The following is a 16,963-nucleotide window of genomic DNA, read 5'->3' as shown; positions in this document are numbered from 1 at the left end:
TTTTTATTTTATTTAGGTACAAAAAGAAGGAGGGCAGCTGCCCTCCTTCTTTTTATTTGTGTATATTAGTACGCTAGTGCGAACAGACCGTGAATATGTGACAGGTAACGAACGTTACTTGCTTCCTTCATAAGGGATGCAGGCAAGCCCTTAAGCTGTGTCGCGTTGCCGCCAATTGTGCCTACGCCATCTTTACGGCCAAGGCTGCCCAGCGTTCCGGAGAATACAGGTACAAATTTATCCATTACGCCGCCTTTGATTTGAACCGCTAGGTTGTAACCTACCGTTTCGCCCATTTGCCAAGCAAGCTGAGCTGTTGGAGGGTAAGGACGTTCGCTGCCTTCTGGGAATACAACTGCGCAGTCGCCAGCAAGGAATACATCAGCGTGTGAAGTCGATTGAAGCGTTGATGTAACAAGTGAACGACCGCGATCTTCTGCAAGGCCGCTGCTGCCGACAACTGGGTTGCCTTTAACGCCGCCAGTCCAAATGATTGTGCTAGATTCAATTGTACGTCCGTCTTTAAGCGATACGGAGCTTTTTGTAGCTTCTGTAATCGCTACGCTTGTAATGAAGTTAACGCCGCGTTTCTCAAGGCTGGCTACAGCGCGCTCGATCAATACTTTCGGGAAGATTGGAAGAACGGCAGGGCCGGCTTCTACGCAATATAGCGAAATATCATTGAAATCGATGCCTTTGCTGCGACAAACCTCAGGAAGTCTGTCAGCGAATTCACCAACAAGCTCAACGCCAGTCAAGCCGCCGCCGCCAACAACGATTGTTGCGTCAGCTTTGTTGCCTGATTTTTTGTAAGCGTCAAGACGATCTTCAACATGCTTACGGATTTTGTTAGCATCAGCAACGGATTTAAGAACAAGGCTGTTCTCTTCCAGTCCTGGAATACCGAAGTAGTTCGTTTCACTTCCAAGTGCTACAACAAGAGTGTCGTACTTTTGCACTTGTCCGCTTTCAAGAACAACTTGCTTCTCGTTTGGTTTAATTTCTTTTACCGAGTCAACGATGATGTTAACTTGTTTGTCGCCTAGAAGCTTGCTAAGCGGTAGAGCAACCGCTTGCTCAGCGATTGTGTCCCCAGCAAGTCTGTGCAGCTCAGTAATGATTTGGTGAGTTGGAAAACGGTTAACGATTGTGATGCTAGCTTCTGCTGCAGTCAAATGTTTGCGTGCTGTTAGAGCAGTAAGAAGACCACCATAACCGCCACCAAGAATTAGTATTTGCTTCGACATGTTCATCCTCCGTTCGTTCTATACGTATTCGGTGTATTATACTTTATCGTTTTTGCGTTCAGACAATACGCTAAGGAAAGCTTGCGCGAAACGTAGCGTTTTTTGAACTTCCGGATCTTTTAGCATTTTCAACATAGCGAATAGGCCAACTGAAGAGTTAGCAGCTTCTTGCGAACGCTCGCCAGCTTCAATAGCTGCTGTTGCGATACCTTTTGCTTTCTCTTGAACCGGTTTGACGAATTCACCGATACCTTGAGCGAAATCGTTGATCAACACTTTGTCTGTAGCGATGTTTTGTGCAAAATCATAAGCTTTGGTCATTAGAGTAACCATTTCAGCTAATTTCGGCAGGCTGTCCACGAGTACAGTTAGAGACTCTTGAACCTCCGGCTTCATCAATTGATCAAGTACATCCAACGTTTGTTTTTCTTCGACGAGGCTTGCTGCTACCTCTTGTCCAGCAGATGGTTGTGACATAATAGAATGTCCTCCTTTACGTAAATTTGAAAGTAAGTTGTAGTCTCAATTGTGTCAGCCGCTAAAGACAAGAATGCACCCTGAAAGATTGTTACACTTTTCACATAGTTCTACGAAAAATGTCTGTGCGTACGTAACAGTCTTATTCCTGCATCAAGCAGAAGGATGTGAATGCGCGTATGACGTAATCGGATTAAACCCTTTGTTTCTATTCTACATCGTTTTCACGAAAAGTTAAAAAGAAATTTATAGCTTTTCATAAAAAGATTTCGAATTCCCCTCACAACCAGTCGTATAGCTGCAGTTTGTGGATTAAACATCCAGTTTATGGATATTAAATTGAAACACAAGTAGAGATATTATGCTCTGCACCTTCCAACAAGCGTAAATGAGACTCAATAAGTTATGATAATAAGAAACATTTATAAAAAACATGAATAAAAGGAGTTCTCCTATGCAGCCCTATACGCAAAGAGTCGTATCCATTATTAAGGCGATTCCAGAAGGCACCGTCATGACGTATGGTCAAATCGCGGAACTGGCCGGCAATCGCAGGGGTGCAAGACAGGTCGTCCGAGTGTTGCATTCGTTAAGCGGCATTTATAATCTTCCCTGGCACAGAGTTGTTAATGCAAAGGGAGAGATATCGATTCACGAAGAGGAAGCTCGTTATATGCAGATCTTTTATTTAAACGGGGAAGGTGTTGCAACAAGCGAGGCAGGACGGGTTGATTTAGAGAAATACCGCTACAATCCTGAAATAGAAGAAGAAAGATAACCTCATGGAGATGAAATTATCTTTTTTCTCGTGGATGGGATTAACATTTTCTAATGAACCCCCATTTGAAACCCCGTATCCGAACCTTTATTATGGTATAGACCATTCGGAAGGGAGAGAAATAAAATGACAACAGAAATTATACCCGGCAACGTGAGAAACTTTACCGTTTCCACCGAAATCTTTTATAACCAAAGCTTGGATATTTATTCGCAAATGATTTATATCGTACTCAGCTCAAGCACGACGGATTCCGCATCGCTCACCTTAGACGAGGTTGCTAAAAAAGGCCGTATGTCGACAAAACTTGCAATGAAAGCAATGCAAGAATTAGTTAACGAGCAGCTAATCCCACATAAATTGTTCCGTAAAATGATCGGAGAATTCCAGGATGATCGCTTATCTTGGGCAGCAAAAGGTCTGCTCACTTATTGCAAGGAGCATAGAAACATTACAATGCCTGAACTATTAGCACTCTCGGATCAATCTGGTGAAGACGAGAACAGCATCCGGAAGGCATTGATGGAACTGGAGCGAAACGGTTATTTAGAGGATTTTACTGAATTAAACAAGTTAATGCACGGATAATTGAAGTAGCTTTGACGGTTATTTTGAAAAAAGCAGGACTTATACAGCCATAACGCTGTATAGGTCCTGCTTTTTTATCTGCTGATTAGCGGGTAAGTGTATTTCGTTATTCTTTCGTTAATTTCTCGAGCAGCGCGTCGCCTCTCGTCCCAACCATTACATAGGCAAAGCGAGCGTTTTGCTCGGTTTCGATTCCTGTGCCCTCCGGTACAAAATACGTTTCAATACCGTAGTTGATATTTCTCCAGCCGCTGGTGGAGCCGTTAATAACGATTTCCTTGTTCGTTACCGTTTCACCATTTCTATATATACGGTCAAAGTTGTAAATGCCGTCCGTGCCTTGTTGAAGAACGACCTTGATCCGGCTGTTGCTTCGACGCGTCTCTAATTCCTGAGCGATGTGATCTGGCGGTGTCGAAATGTTGTATTGGAGTCGTACGTAATCTCCTTGCAAAATAGATCTCGGATCAAGCGGCTCAATCGCCAGCTTAATTGAGGTGCCGCTGGAGAGCAATGCCTCGCTTACTGCGGCATGGTAACCGACATAGCCGAGCTGCAGTGCTACGACGATAGCGATTAGAACAGGGCTTCTGCGCAGCAATCGGCTGAATGAGTCCGCTTGTTCAGACACGCCCGCCCGCGTCCTATAGGCATAAATATAAGTAACTGCAATGGCAATTATGCCGAGCAAAGCGAGCGTAATCGACTTGTGCAATAACGTCCAGAACAAGTCATAATACTTGAACGCAAGGAAGATAAACCAGAATACGAAGCTTACTGCTGCCTCAAAAACTTGGTTGCGGCGTACAAATAAGAAGGCTGCAATCGTAACCACAATGAAGTTCAATATATTGAATAGCTCATAGGAGTAAGGAAAGATATCCTGCATAAAGGTCAGCCAGAATAGAAGCAGAAGTGTAAAGAACCAACCGCATTCTCGTACTTGGTTTTTGAGAGCACCTTCTCTCAGCAGATGGTGGCTAGCATAAATGACCGCATTTAGCGATGTCAAAATGAACACGATGAAGGAAGCGGCATGCTGGACAGATCCAAATAACTGAAACAGAAGAATAGCGATATTAATATTAATTAAGGAATAGATGAAGAGATGCGGTACCCTTCCTTGCCATTTGAACCATCCGACAATCGATACGGCCAAGAAAAGAATAGATAAGGCTGTTATGTCGATCCAAGCTATAGAAATAAGACCAGCTATATAGCCAATCGTAAGCACCGTGTAACGAACAGCGGTATTTAAGCGATTCAGCAACAGCGTCGGAATAATAAATAGCAGAGATACCACAAATAAAATGTTTTCGGGCGGGATTTCACCAGCAGCTAACAGCACTAAGCCTACCAAGGAAATGCTGCCAATCAAGACACCAATTACCGTAACGATTGTGGATGCGATTTTGCCGAAAAGGGCGCTCTTATGGGCTTCTGCTTGTGTGTTGGCTGCTTGTTCAGGTTGTTCATCAGAGTTTAAATCATTTTTGCCAAGCTTGTTCAGGTAACGGAAGAAAAAGACGTTGGCTGTCAGCAATAAGGCTACAAAGACGAGTCCAAGCATGAAAAAAGCGGTAGAAGCATGTTCGGACATCAGCTCCAGATATTTGAATACAGCAAAAGCAGAAGCGGCTAGCGCGTTGAGTGTGAGCATGATTTTGTCCAGACGCACTTGAGCGAAATAGTAGAATCCGAACGCAATCGCCGCAACGCAAGCGATATTCATCCAAGCTCCATAAAGATCGTATAGAGTAGAACTCGTCAAAACAAGCAAGGAAATATGAAAGACGATAAAGCTAATGAATTTAAGCGGAGCAGAAGTGAGTCGTTTGGCTTCTATTAGTACGAATAGGATGAGATTAATAAGCGCAAATAAACAGCCAATCAGCAAAATTTCGTGATCGCTATGCACGATGTGATATGAACTCGGGAAAAAGTATTGCCACAAGGTCAGATGAACGAGTATATAGGCTAGTATATAAAACGGATTAAAGCGGGTAATGAACGAGAGCAGCAGGGCAGGAATGGACCAAATGAGAAATAGCTCATAGGTGTCCGCATGCGAATTATATATTTGATTTAAAAGGGCAACCGCCACGCCAAACGCGATGCAGCCACCGACTAGAAAAGTAGCAGACAAAAAATAGTGATGCCCGAGCATAATTTTCATTTTGGAAAAAATAAAAGCTGCGCCATAGAATAACACCATGATGCCGGCAGACGCGAGAATTTTATCTGCGCGGACAAGGCCGCCCCAGTTCGCCGCAAAGAAGTAGATGATGGAAGCAAGCAGCAGTGAAACGCCCATAAGAAATCCAACACGCGTAACATTTAATCGAAGCATAGCACTCACAAGCCTTTCTAGTTGATCTGGCTTTTATTATAATGACCCATTCTAAAGTGAACTAGTACTCACTTTTTGTAGTACTGCCTTTCTCAGCGATAAGCAGCCCTTATATGATATAACCCAATTTAGCTGTTTATCTAACAGAGAAATAATTGAATTTGTTATGACAGCGGAATAACAATCCTGACGCTTTGTCGTCAGTTCTGTTTTTTTGGCTATGCTAGTAACAAGATAAGTGAAAGATGGCCTTTCTGCCGGCTGCTCAAAGGTTTATGAATCAAAAGGGCTGTTATTATGCTATTCTTAAGGTTACGAAAGAATTAACTACTAAAGTGCGGAAGAGGTTTATAGATGAGTGAAATAAAGTTTGCGGATTATGCCTTAAGTCAAGAAATTGTGCGAGCATTGGAAAGCCTGTCCTACGAAACGCCAACAGAGGTACAACGCGAGGTTATTCCGGTTGCGCTTGAGCAAAAAGATCTGGTCGTTAAATCACAAACGGGCAGCGGTAAAACAGCAGCCTACGGCATTCCATTGTGCGAGTTGGTTGATTGGAACGAAAATAAACCTCAGGTGCTCGTGCTGACGCCAACGAGGGAGCTTGCTCTCCAAGTAAATGAGGATATTACGAATATTGGCCGCTTCAAGCGGATCAAAGCGACGGCTCTGTACGGTAAAGCGCCTTTCCATATCCAGAAGGCTGAGCTTAAGCAAAGAACGCATATGGTTGTTGGGACGCCGGGACGCGTACATGATCATATTGAGCGCGGAACACTGCCGATCGAGCGCATCAAATATCTCGTCATCGATGAAGCGGACGAAATGCTAAACATGGGCTTTATCGAGCAGGTACAGGCTATTATTCAGCAGCTTCCAACAGACAGAGTGACGATGCTGTTCTCCGCTACGTTCCCCGAGGATGTTGCTAAGTTATCGCATCGATATATGAACGCTCCCGTTCAAGTAGAGATCAAGGCTGAAGGGCTTACGACGGCTACAATTGAGCACTCCGTCATTGAAGTGAAAGAAGCAGATAAATTTAAGCTGCTTCAAGATGTAATGATCGTTGAAAATCCAGATAGCTGTATTATTTTTTGCCGGACGCAGGAGAATGTGGATCAAGTGTTCAGGCAAATGGCTGAGCTCGAATATCCATGCGACCGTATTCATGGCGGTATGGAGCAGGACGAGCGTTTTGAAGTTATGAATGCGTTCCGCAGAGGGCAGTTCCGTTACTTGGTTGCAACGGATGTAGCAGCAAGAGGCATTGATATAACGAATATTACGCATGTCATCAACTTCGATATTCCGCTTGAGAAGGAAAGTTATGTTCATCGTACGGGCAGAACCGGACGAGCTGGCAAAACGGGAAAAGCAATCACCTTCGCGGCACCTAAGGACGGTAGACGACTTGCAGAAATAGAAGACTACATCGGATTTAGCATTAACAAAGCGAAGTCGCCATCAGAGGAAGCTGTTGACCTTCGTCGAGAAGATTTTGAACAGAAGCTTAATATTGGTCCTGTTCTCAAAAAAGATAAGCGTGAGCAGTTGAACAAACAGATTATGAAGCTTAACTTTAACGGCGGCAAGAAAAAGAAGCTTAGAGCGGTCGATTTTGTCGGAACGATTGCAAAAATAGAAGGCGTGTCCGCAGATGATATCGGTATTATTACGATTTTGGACAACGTCACTGATGTTGAAATTTTGAATGGAAAAGGTTCGCTTGTGCTGGAAGTTATGAGGAATACGACAGTAAAGGGCAAGCAACTGAAGGTGCGCAGAGGGAATAAGTCTTAAGACGAAAGCAACCGGATAAAGCTTAGGAGATCATCATGGAAAGCTTCATCTATCAGATTGTTTTGATGGTCGTGGCAGCTCTCGTGCTGATTGCCCTGCTGTCCATCGTATATGTAAGCTGGCGGAATGGCATTTCGCCTATGCCTTCATCAGCATCTGTGCGGAGAGTTGTTGTCGATCTGATCAAACGGATGCAAAGCCGCGGCATTATGGTGGAAGCGGGCTCAGGCTGGGGTACGCTCGCGCTTCAAGTGGGAAGAAACAGCAGGGGCTGGCGAATCATCGGCATAGAAAATTCAGTTATCCCCATGTGGATATCTTTTATTGCTGCGAAACTCGAAAATCTTGCTCATGTATCGTTCAAAAGGGGCGACTTGTACACATATTCATACACGGATGTGGATATGGTTGTGTGTTACCTCTATCCCGGCGCGATGCGGCGTTTAAGTCCGATTTTTCGCGATCAATTAAAGCCGGGTGCGCATGTGATAAGCATATGCTTTGCACTGCCGGACTGGGAGCCTGAGCGCGTTCTTATTTGCCGTGATATGTATCGGACCAAGGTTTATATATATGAGGTTTATTAGTCTTGATATAAGGAGGAGCAAATTTATGGAGATGGAATTGAAGGAGCAATTTGACGGCATCGATATTTATTTATTTGATCAACTGCTGAAGGGAACACTTTCGAAGGATATGCGTATTCTTGATGCAGGCTGTGGCTCTGGGAGAAACCTAACGTATTTGCTCCGCAGCGGTTATCAGGTCTATGCAATAGATCGATCAGAGGCTGCTATTCATGAGGTGCAGCGGCTAGCTGAGTCGATAGCGCCTATATGGGTGAAAGAGCAGGCACGCGTGGAGGCGGTAGAGAAGATGAGCTTCGCGGATGCAAGCTTTGACTTTATCATTAGCAGCGCGGTACTGCATTTCGCCGACAATGAGACGCATTTTGATCAAATGGTTGATGAGCTGTGGCGCGTGCTGAAGCCAGGCGGGAAGCTATTCGCCAGGTTAGCCTCCTCCATTGGCATGGAGTCCAGTATGCAGCCGCTTGGAGATGGACAATATCTGCTTCCTGACGGAAGCAGACGTTTTCTGGTCAATGAGGAAAAACTGCTTGGGATGACTGCAAAGTTGAACGGACATTTATTCGAGCCTCTCAAAACCGTTATTGTAGCAGGTAAACGCTGTATGACTACTTGGTGTTTAGAAAAGTCTGGATAGCACACATTCACTCATAGATGCAGCCACCAAATACCGGCGCATTCGGGCAGATGGACAAGCTTATCGCGTGCGACTCTATCAGCTAATTCATCACTGAAGAAAAATCGCGTTAATTGTTCCGCTTGCTCGGCGCTGTCAAATTCATAATCCGTTCGTATCCATTTGTGTGAGAAGCCATAGTCGTGCTCAAGAGCAGCATAATATTTCTTCAGGAAGCTAGGCGGATGAGGTGTTTCAAAGCCAGTGCCCATCGTCTCGAAAATAATAATGGTTCCGTTATCGCGGAGCACACGCTTCATTTCACTCATGACCTGCCGGATGTTAGTTTCCCAGTCAGGCAGCTCATCGCTGCACAAATAACAAATGCTCCAGCCGGACACGATTACATCCGCGCTGTGGCCCTCAAGAGGCAGCTCGCGATGATCGGCAACCTGCGTACTCCAATTCGTATGCCCGGCAGAGCCTAACCGCTCTGCCGCAATATGGAGCATGGGTTCATACGCATCGAGCGCGATAATCGAGTTTGCCTGATCGGCTAGTACGGCAGTCAGCCTGCCGGAGCCGGCACCAAGGTCTACGACATCCAATCCTCTAATCGGCCGTATTTCTTCGATCCAATCCAGCACACTAGGCTGCTTGGCAATCAATTCATGATAACGCGCTGCTTCTTCCTCATAAATAGCAAAATGGTCTGGCATCGCAATTCCTCCTCTATAGGGCTCAAAATGATTCTTCCCTAGCTTAAAGGTATACGTAACGGAAAGGTCAATAGCCGCTCTTCAAATTGCCGAAGTTGAATCAAACACCTATTCGTTTCCCACAAACGTATGCTCACTCAGATTATGGATAACGGCATCATAGGCAATAAATCTTGCAGCGCTAGCTGCGTAATGGTGAAAATCATAGTTGCGAATCATTTGTCCATCGTCCGTCATTCCTACGATAATCGAGCCCGTTCCAGCCATAACGTCGATGCCTTGTTCATCCATTAATGCGCCTCTATGAGCCGAGACCGCATCATTCACATGCCACATCGGGCAGGTAAGTCCCGGATGCTTTGTTAAAGTCTTAATCCATTCGAGGTCAGATGGCGAATCGAGGTCTGCAATACCCGCAACCAGCGCGAGCGCTTGATAAGGAGTGCGGCCAGCTTGCTGCAGTGCTTGAAATCTCGTCTTTGTAAATGGAGGCGGAGCCTCGTTCCAAATAAGAAAGTACATGTCCTCTATGACTGCACACCATGACGCGGATATGCGTCCCGCCGCCGTCTATTCCGATGACAACCTGCTCTTCTTGCATATACATAGGCAGCGCTCCTATTCGTAGTGGCTTGCTTAAAAACCCAGCGATAGCTTCGTTGTTTATATTGCGTTTAAATAGGCAAGGTAAAGTAGGAATTGTTGTGGAGAGAATAGAGATACAGGAGTGATACCGATGAAAGAGAAAAAAAGCAATGTAAAGCGATTCATAGGGCTCATCATGGAGACGAATCCTCCGAAGATGATGCTGTCTATTGCGGTTATTTTGAGCGTCATTACGACGCTTGTAGGATTAACGATCCCTTTATTTACAAAAAATATGGTTAATGGGTTCTCGCTGGGGTCACTGAGCACGGGGCAAATTGTAGGGATGGCAGCTGCTTTCATCGCTCAGGTTGTGTCCGGGGGCGTGTCGGTCTACTTGCTGCATTACAGCGGAAATAAGATCGTATCGTCCATTCGCGAGCGGTTGTGGAGCAAGCTGCTGCGCTTGCCGGTTCCTTACTATGACAACAAATCATCCGGTGATACGATTAGTCGGCTGACCAATGATACGGCGCTCTTGAAGGGGCTTATTACGGAGCATGTCACTGGTTTTTTCACCGGAATACTGTCCATTATCGGCGCATTATCGATTCTTTTCTATATGAACTGGCAGATGACGCTAATTATGTTGACCGTCTTCCCCGTGGCTGCATTAATTATGGTTCCAATTGGGCGAAAAATGTACAGCATATCCAAATCAACACAGGAGGAGAACGCGCGGTTTACTTCGGTTGTAAATCGTGTGGTGTCGGAAATTCGGCTGGTGAAAGCATCCGGCTCTGAGCCTGCTGAATATGAGCAAGGACGCGTAGGTATTCAGAATTTGTTTGGCTTTGGCTTAAAGGAAGCGCGCATGCAGGCGCTTATATCGCCAATCGTTACATTTATCATCTTATTGCTGCTCGTGTGCTTAATCGGCTTTGGCGGCGTTCAAGTATCGTCGGGCGCGATGACCGCAGGCGAATTAGTAGCATTTATTATGTACCTGTTCCAGATCATGCTGCCTATCACGCAAATATCACAATTCTTTACGCAATTTCAGAAGGCCATGGGCGCGACTGACAGCATTATCGGCATATTAGAATCCGATGAGGAAGATCAAGATAATGGCAAGGCAGTAACCCAGATGGATCAGACCTTGCAGGTGGAAAATGTATCTTTTGCCTATAAGCCGGAGGAGCCGATCCTGCGGGATGTGAGCCTGACGATTGAAGCGGGCAAAGTAACAGCACTGGTCGGCCCGAGCGGCAGCGGCAAAACGACGCTTTTCTCACTGCTGGAGAGATTCTACGACCCGACATCCGGTGCGATCCGGCTTGGCGGAACAGATATTCGCGACGCTTCACTGCGTTCATGGCGGAGCCAGATTGGCTATGTTTCGCAGGAGAGTCCGATTATCGCAGGCACGATTAAAGATAATTTATGCTACGGTCTGACGCGTGAGGCGACGCAGCAGGAAATCGAGCAGGCTGCTCGAATGGCTTATGCAGACGGATTTATTGAGGCATTGCCAGAGAGTTATGAAACAGAGGTTGGCGAGCGCGGCATCAAGCTATCGGGCGGTCAGCGGCAGCGGATTGCGATTGCAAGGGCGCTGCTGCGTGACCCACATATCCTCATGCTCGACGAAGCGACGTCGAATCTAGACAGCAAGTCAGAAGAAGTGGTGCAGGATGCGCTCAAAAATCTGATGATCGGACGGACGACCGTCGTCATCGCCCATCGCTTGTCGACGGTCGTGGATGCGGACTCGATCGTTTTCCTAGAGAAAGGCGTCATTACTGGTGTAGGGACGCATGATCAATTATATGATAGCCATGCCATGTATCGAGAATTCGCTAATGGTCAGCTTCGAATGAACAAAACGGCTTCGTAAGCGGGATAAGAGGGTGGAGAGATGGGCTATGTGCTAATTGTGGACGATGATCCACATATTCGTGAGCTTGTTCGCGTTATTTTGGAGAAAGAGGGTTTAAGCGTCCAAGAGGTACCGGATGGGCAAACGGCGCTTGCTCAAATGGAAGCAACACCTGCGGATATGGTTATATTGGACATTATGATGCCGAACATGGACGGCTGGGAGCTGTGCCGAGAGCTGCGGAAGCAGTTCGATATCCCACTGCTCATGCTGACAGCCAAGGGTGAAATGGGCGATAAGGTACGGGGCTTTCATCTAGGAACAGACGATTATTTGGTGAAGCCGTTTGATCCAGCGGAACTAACTGTCAGGGTCAAAGCGTTATTGAAGCGTTACCGAATCGCGGTGTCCCAGCAGGTTTCCGTAGCGGAGCTCATGCTCGATCGACAGACCTATGAAGTGAAGATTCACTCGGAATACACCACGCTTCCACCAAAAGAGTTTGAGCTGCTTTTCAAGCTCGTTAGTCATCTTGGCCGTACTTTGACGCGCAATCAGCTGATCGAAGCGATTTGGGGCTATGATTTTGACGGCAATGAAAGGACGCTCGATGTGCATATTAACCGATTGCGAGAGCGTTTTGTCGCATGGGAGGTTTCCATTAAGATTAGTACGATACGCGGGCTCGGCTACCGGCTGGAGGCGCTCTAATGATTAAGCGATTATCTAAAGTAAGCATCGTGCTTCGTGTCTTAGGAGCAACATCGATGTTGTTTGTATGCAGCGGAGGAGCTTTCTCACTGGCGTTCTGGTTAACCAAATGGTTTTATGCAAGGCATGAAGTCGATTGGCCTGAATATGTGGTACAGCTGGTAAACTGGGCACTTGGCATTCTATTTCTGATTGTACTGATTGGTATTGTTAATCTGACGACAGGACCGAGGCAAAGGGCGGTTTGGATCGAAATGATGGATGCTTTAAAGCGGATGGCCAAAGGCGATTTCAATGTTACGCTTGATCGCGACAAGAAGTATCACGGTCAAATCGGCGACTTTATTCAATCAATTAACGATATGGCGCATGAGTTGAAGCAGGTAGAGATGCTTCGTCAGGAGTTTATTTCTAACGTATCGCATGAGATTCAGTCGCCTTTGACATCGATACGCGGATTTGCGAGCACGCTTCAGCGAGAGGGTCTTAGCCTAGAGGAGCAGCGCCATTATTTATCGATTATTGAGAAGGAAACGACGCGCTTGTCCAAAATAAGCGATAATCTGCTCAAGCTGACCACGCTTGAATCTGAGCAGCAGCAGCTCGATCCGAAGCGATACCGCCTTGATACGCAGCTTGAGAGCATCGTGCTGGCTTGCGAGCCGCAGTGGCTTGAGAAGGAGCTGGAGCTTGAACTGGGGCTCGAGGAAGTGGAGATCGTGGCTAGTGAAGAGATGCTTAGCCAGGTTTGGGTTAACCTCATCCATAATGCGATTAAGTTCACTCCTGCTAAAGGGAGCATTAAGATCATACTCCAAAGTGTGGGCAGCGAAATCAAGGTTAGGATAACGGACACAGGCATCGGTATTTCTCTGGAGGATCAGCTGCGAATTTTTGAACGTTTTTATAAGGGTGATAAGCAGCGCACGCGCACGGCTGATGGAAGCGGGCTGGGTCTGTCCATCGTCAAAAAAATCGTCGAGCTTCATCGCGGTGAAATTCGAGTAAACAGCCAGCTGAATGACGGATCAACTTTTGAGGTGACACTGCCGGTCAACTAACAGCCATGCCAAAGAACATTGTTTATTTATAGGCACCGTCCCACTCTTCCATAAATTGCATCTGAATGCCATGTTTCAAAATAGGCACAAGAGGTTAATCATAGCTATATCGAATGACAGAGAGGGGCAAAAAAATATGGGTCTATTATGGACATTAATCGTTGGCGGAATAATTGGTTGGTTAGGCGGTCTGCTAATTGGGCGCGACGTACCGGGAGGAATTATCGGCAACATCGTAGCCGGCTTCATCGGAGCTTGGTTAGGCACGCTTATACTCGGCTCGTGGGGTCCAACAATGGGCGGTTTTGCCCTAATCCCAGCTATTATCGGTGCCGTTGTAGTCGTACTGCTGTTAAGCGCTATTATGCGAGGAACAAGACGCGCTTAGCCGAACCTTTACGTAAACTTGATAAAACCGCTGTTGAAGTAGTAACGTATACTTCAATAGCGGTTTTTCTATGTGTAGAAGCTACGAGGGAAGAGGTTAGAGGGAATGCTCATTTTTATTAGTTTGATTGCGGTATTAGTGGTTATTGCATATTTGGTCTTGCAGTATTATCCTGCCTTTGGAGCAGGTCCATCCAAGGCGCGGCAGCAGCAGCTAAGTCGGTCCAAACAGTATGCCAGTAAAAAATTTATAAATCTAATTCCTACAGCTATGGACACGACAACAAAAGAGAAGCTGAAGCTGCTCGTTCAATTTATGAAAGGCAATAAGATGGCGAGGCCAAGCAAAGCGGTTAGGATCGAGCCGCTAAGTAATGTGTATGACGGGGAGAAGCAGCAGCCTAAGTTGACGTGGTTCGGCCATTCCGCTGCCTTGCTGCAGCTGGATGGAAAAACACTGCTTCTAGATCCGATGTTCGGCAAGGCGCCGTCTCCGTTTCCATTCATTGGCGGAAAAAGATATAGCGATAAGCTTCCGTTCGAGATGGAACAGCTTCCGATGATCGATGCTGTTCTCATTTCACATGATCATTACGATCACCTGGATTATGGTTCAATTGTGAAGCTAAAGGATAAGGTGAAACGGTTTATCGTCCCGCTCGGCGTTGCCCCTCATTTGGTGAAATGGGGAGTCGATCCCTCCCGTGTGGAGGAGCATGATTGGTGGGATGAGTTTACCTATGAAGGGCTTCAACTCGCTTGTACGCCAGCAAGACATTTCTCAGGAAGAAGTCTGACGGATCGGGACGCTACGTTATGGTGCTCATGGGTTATTCACGGCCGAGAGACGAGGGTCTTTTTTAGCGGAGATAGCGGCTATGGTCCACACTTTAAAGAAATTGGCGATAAATACGGTCCATTTGATCTCACATTAATGGAATGCGGGCAATATGATGAGCGCTGGGCAGCTATCCATATGATGCCTGAAGAAACGGTACAGGCCCACTTGGACGTACGCGGAAAGATTATGATTCCGATTCATTGGGGCGCATTCACACTAGCACTACATGATTGGACCGATCCTGTCGAACGAGCGGTGAAGGCGGCTAAGGAGAGGAATGCACGAATTTCTACTCCAAAAATAGGCGAGACCGTTTTCCTGCAAGCAGATGCGTATCCGTCCTCAGCATGGTGGCGGTAAGCCGCAGGAGTACCGTTGCCGCCTAAGCTCTATCCTCGGCATGATGCATACCGAATAAGCTTATACAACAACGTAGGGGCTGTCTTCAAAGGTCGAAACACACCTTGAAAGACAGCCCCTGCTTTATTATTTAATGCCTGAAATTGCGTAGTTCTCGATAATATGCTTTTGGAAGAAGATAAAAATAATGATGATAGGTACAACCATAAACGTAGATCCCGCCATTTGAAGCGCATAGTTGCCGCCATATTGTCCTTTGAGCAATGACAAGCCGACTGAGAGTGTGTAGAGCTTCTCGTCATTGGCGATAATTAGCGGCCACAGGAAGCTGTTCCATCCGCCGATAAAGGCTAGAATGCCTTGTACCGCTAGAATCGGCTTTGAGATTGGAAGCACGATCTGCAAGAACGTTCGGAATTCACTCGCACCGTCAAGACGGGTTGCTTCAAGCAGCTCGTCTGGAATGGTAGCCATAAACTGACGGAATAAGAATATACCGAAGGCACCGACAAGGCCGGGAAGCACAATACCGATCATCGTATTCGTCAGATGCATCTCGTTTAGGATCAGATAAACCGGAATCATCGTAACCTGTCCAGGAATCATCATTGTAGCGAGTACGATATAGAACAAGTTGTTACTGCCTTTGAACTTATATTTGGCGAAGCCGAATCCGGCCATAGCATTCAGGAATAAGCCAATAAAGGAGAAGAAGACGATAATTAGCGTGTTTTTCAAATAGACGCCAAAGTTCATATTCTCAAATAAGTTTTTAAAATTTTCCGTCGTGAAGCGCTCAGGCAACAATGTAGGCGGGATATTCTGTATCTCGCTCTCTGGTTTAAAGGAAGAAAGGATCATCCATACGAAAGGAAGGATGACCAATACCCCGCCGACCGCGAGGCATATGCCTAGTATCCACTTGAGCGCTTTTTCGCCGTTCGAGGCGCTTGACGCTTTTGCTTGCGAACTCATCCATTACACCTCCGTTTGAATTATAGATCCGTTTCTTTATTCTGAAATCTGAATTGAACGAGCGTAATCATAATAATGGCGATAAACAGGACGAATGATCCCGCCGCTGCATATCCGAAGTTGCTAAGCTGGAAGCCGTTCCGGTAAATAAACAGGGCCACAGATGTTGTGCTATCGAGTGGACCGCCGTCGGTCATAATGAATGGCTCCTCGAAAAATTGCAGCCAACCGATCATGGTAGTGATCGATACGAAGAAGATCGCGAAGCGCAGCATTGGAATCGTAATATAAATCAGCTGTTTCCATGTGCTAGCACCATCCAGTTGAGCCGCCTCGTAATAAGACTTCGGAATACCTTGAAGCGCAGCGATGAAGATGATCATATTGAGACCGATCCCTCTCCATACTGCCATCAGAATAAGTGATATTTTAGCCATGACCGGATCTTGAAGCCATGGAACCGTAGGCAGATTAACCGAATCAAGAATATAGTTGAGTAGACCGAAAGCAGGATTGTAAAGGAAGCCCCATACGACTGCAACGGCAACGACGTTCGTAACCGATGGCATATAATAGACGACGCGGAAAGCTTTGAAAGCACGGTTTGCGCCGAAATTAATCATGATCGCAATAGCAAGTGAACATACGATAACGAGAGGAACCCCGATAATAACGTAGAACAACGTATTGAGTATGGCTTTTACAAAAATAGGATCAGCCAGTACGTCTACATAGTTTTTGAATCCGATGAATGAAATATTGGACCAGTCAGCAAGGCCCGCCAGGTCCATATCCGTAAAGCTTATTATTAAGGCCACAAGGATCGGCAACAACGAAAATAAGGTAAGCAAAATAAGCGTTGGAGCGATAAAGAAGTACGGTGCCTTACTCTGAGAGATCCCTTTCATAAACGACCCTTCCTTTGCTATGAGCGCCTGGCTTTATCCATTCCTAATGGAACCGGCAGCGGCTCTGTTTCAGAACCGCTGCCGGCGC

17 protein-coding genes are annotated in these 16,963 nt (G+C 46.2%); 10 read left to right on the top strand and 7 right to left on the bottom strand.

What is annotated here, in order from left to right:
- Positions 1-65 precede the first annotated feature (65 nt).
- Together AC787_RS15705 and AC787_RS15700 are read right to left on the bottom strand one after the other, a co-directional pair.
- Positions 66-1,247, bottom strand: a complete 1,182-nt coding sequence (locus AC787_RS15705; protein ID WP_054025639.1) for an NAD(P)/FAD-dependent oxidoreductase — start codon at positions 1,245-1,247, stop codon at positions 66-68.
- Between the two features lie 36 nt (positions 1,248-1,283).
- The gene (locus tag AC787_RS15700) at positions 1,284-1,724 is read right to left on the bottom strand and encodes a DUF1641 domain-containing protein (protein WP_054025638.1); all 441 of its coding nucleotides are present in this window, start codon (positions 1,722-1,724) and stop codon (positions 1,284-1,286) included.
- Positions 1,725-2,178: 454 nt separating this feature from the next.
- Here AC787_RS15700 and AC787_RS15695 point away from each other — a divergent pair, with 454 nt between their 5' ends.
- Positions 2,179-2,502, top strand: a complete 324-nt coding sequence (locus tag AC787_RS15695; protein ID WP_054025637.1) for an MGMT family protein — start codon at positions 2,179-2,181, stop codon at positions 2,500-2,502.
- 126 nt (positions 2,503-2,628) lie between these two features.
- Complete coding sequence (locus tag AC787_RS15690) at positions 2,629-3,090, top strand: hypothetical protein (RefSeq protein ID WP_054025636.1); 462 nt, start codon at positions 2,629-2,631, stop codon at positions 3,088-3,090.
- A 106-nt stretch (positions 3,091-3,196) separates the two neighbouring features.
- Here the strand turns inward: AC787_RS15690 and AC787_RS15685 are convergent, their stop codons facing one another.
- Positions 3,197-5,440 carry a GDYXXLXY domain-containing protein gene (locus tag AC787_RS15685; RefSeq protein WP_200930715.1) on the bottom strand — a complete coding sequence of 748 codons (2,244 nt, stop codon included), beginning with the start codon at positions 5,438-5,440 and terminating at the stop codon, positions 3,197-3,199.
- A gap of 354 nt (positions 5,441-5,794) precedes the next feature.
- Between AC787_RS15685 and AC787_RS15680 the strand changes: the two genes are divergently transcribed.
- Genes AC787_RS15680 through AC787_RS15670 form a run of 3 tightly spaced genes read left to right on the top strand, consistent with a single transcriptional unit; the run spans position 5,795 to position 8,470 of the window.
- On the top strand, positions 5,795-7,243 hold the full coding sequence (locus tag AC787_RS15680) for a DEAD/DEAH box helicase (RefSeq protein ID WP_054025634.1): 1,449 nt from the start codon (positions 5,795-5,797) through the stop codon (positions 7,241-7,243).
- Positions 7,244-7,278: 35 nt separating this feature from the next.
- Positions 7,279-7,830 carry a class I SAM-dependent methyltransferase gene (locus tag AC787_RS15675; RefSeq protein WP_054025633.1) on the top strand — a complete coding sequence of 184 codons (552 nt, stop codon included), beginning with the start codon at positions 7,279-7,281 and terminating at the stop codon, positions 7,828-7,830.
- A 25-nt stretch (positions 7,831-7,855) separates the two neighbouring features.
- Positions 7,856-8,470, top strand: coding sequence for a class I SAM-dependent methyltransferase (locus AC787_RS15670; RefSeq protein WP_054025632.1), 615 nt, complete (start codon positions 7,856-7,858; stop codon positions 8,468-8,470).
- A gap of 11 nt (positions 8,471-8,481) precedes the next feature.
- On the opposite strand, the gene AC787_RS15665 is transcribed toward AC787_RS15670, so the two are convergent.
- Both AC787_RS15665 and AC787_RS15660 read right to left on the bottom strand, forming a co-directional pair.
- A complete protein-coding gene (locus AC787_RS15665; protein ID WP_054025631.1) occupies positions 8,482-9,168 on the bottom strand; it encodes a class I SAM-dependent methyltransferase in 687 nt (228 codons plus the stop codon).
- Positions 9,169-9,276: 108 nt separating this feature from the next.
- Positions 9,277-9,690 carry a hypothetical protein gene (locus tag AC787_RS15660; protein ID WP_054025630.1) on the bottom strand — a complete coding sequence of 138 codons (414 nt, stop codon included), beginning with the start codon at positions 9,688-9,690 and terminating at the stop codon, positions 9,277-9,279.
- Positions 9,691-9,904: 214 nt separating this feature from the next.
- Here AC787_RS15660 and AC787_RS15655 point away from each other — a divergent pair, with 214 nt between their 5' ends.
- The 5 genes from AC787_RS15655 to AC787_RS15635 all read left to right on the top strand — a co-directional run bounded on the left by AC787_RS15655 (position 9,905) and on the right by AC787_RS15635 (position 14,992).
- Positions 9,905-11,650, top strand: coding sequence for an ABC transporter ATP-binding protein (locus AC787_RS15655; protein WP_054025629.1), 1,746 nt, complete (start codon positions 9,905-9,907; stop codon positions 11,648-11,650).
- Positions 11,651-11,671: 21 nt separating this feature from the next.
- Positions 11,672-12,343, top strand: a complete 672-nt coding sequence (locus tag AC787_RS15650) for a response regulator transcription factor (RefSeq protein ID WP_054025628.1) — start codon at positions 11,672-11,674, stop codon at positions 12,341-12,343.
- The gene (locus tag AC787_RS15645) at positions 12,343-13,404 is read left to right on the top strand and encodes a sensor histidine kinase (protein WP_054025627.1); all 1,062 of its coding nucleotides are present in this window, start codon (positions 12,343-12,345) and stop codon (positions 13,402-13,404) included. The genes AC787_RS15650 and AC787_RS15645 overlap by 1 nt, the downstream gene beginning before the upstream one ends.
- A 136-nt stretch (positions 13,405-13,540) precedes the next feature.
- A complete protein-coding gene (locus AC787_RS15640) occupies positions 13,541-13,792 on the top strand; it encodes a GlsB/YeaQ/YmgE family stress response membrane protein (RefSeq protein WP_054025626.1) in 252 nt (83 codons plus the stop codon).
- Positions 13,793-14,062: 270 nt separating this feature from the next.
- The gene (locus tag AC787_RS15635; RefSeq protein WP_054027090.1) at positions 14,063-14,992 is read left to right on the top strand and encodes an MBL fold metallo-hydrolase; all 930 of its coding nucleotides are present in this window, start codon (positions 14,063-14,065) and stop codon (positions 14,990-14,992) included.
- A gap of 126 nt (positions 14,993-15,118) precedes the next feature.
- On the opposite strand, the gene AC787_RS15630 is transcribed toward AC787_RS15635, so the two are convergent.
- Both AC787_RS15630 and AC787_RS15625 read right to left on the bottom strand, forming a co-directional pair.
- Entirely contained in the window at positions 15,119-15,967 is an 849-nt protein-coding gene (locus tag AC787_RS15630; RefSeq protein ID WP_054025625.1) for a carbohydrate ABC transporter permease, read from the bottom strand.
- A gap of 20 nt (positions 15,968-15,987) precedes the next feature.
- Positions 15,988-16,875 (bottom strand): carbohydrate ABC transporter permease, encoded by an 888-nt coding sequence (locus AC787_RS15625; RefSeq protein ID WP_054025624.1) that lies wholly within the window; start codon positions 16,873-16,875, stop codon positions 15,988-15,990.
- Positions 16,876-16,963 lie beyond the last annotated feature (88 nt).

The organism is Bacillus sp. FJAT-28004, from assembly GCF_001280845.1.
Taxonomy (GTDB): domain Bacteria; phylum Bacillota; class Bacilli; order Paenibacillales; family Paenibacillaceae; genus Pristimantibacillus.
This window is presented reverse-complemented; position numbering and strand designations above follow the sequence as displayed.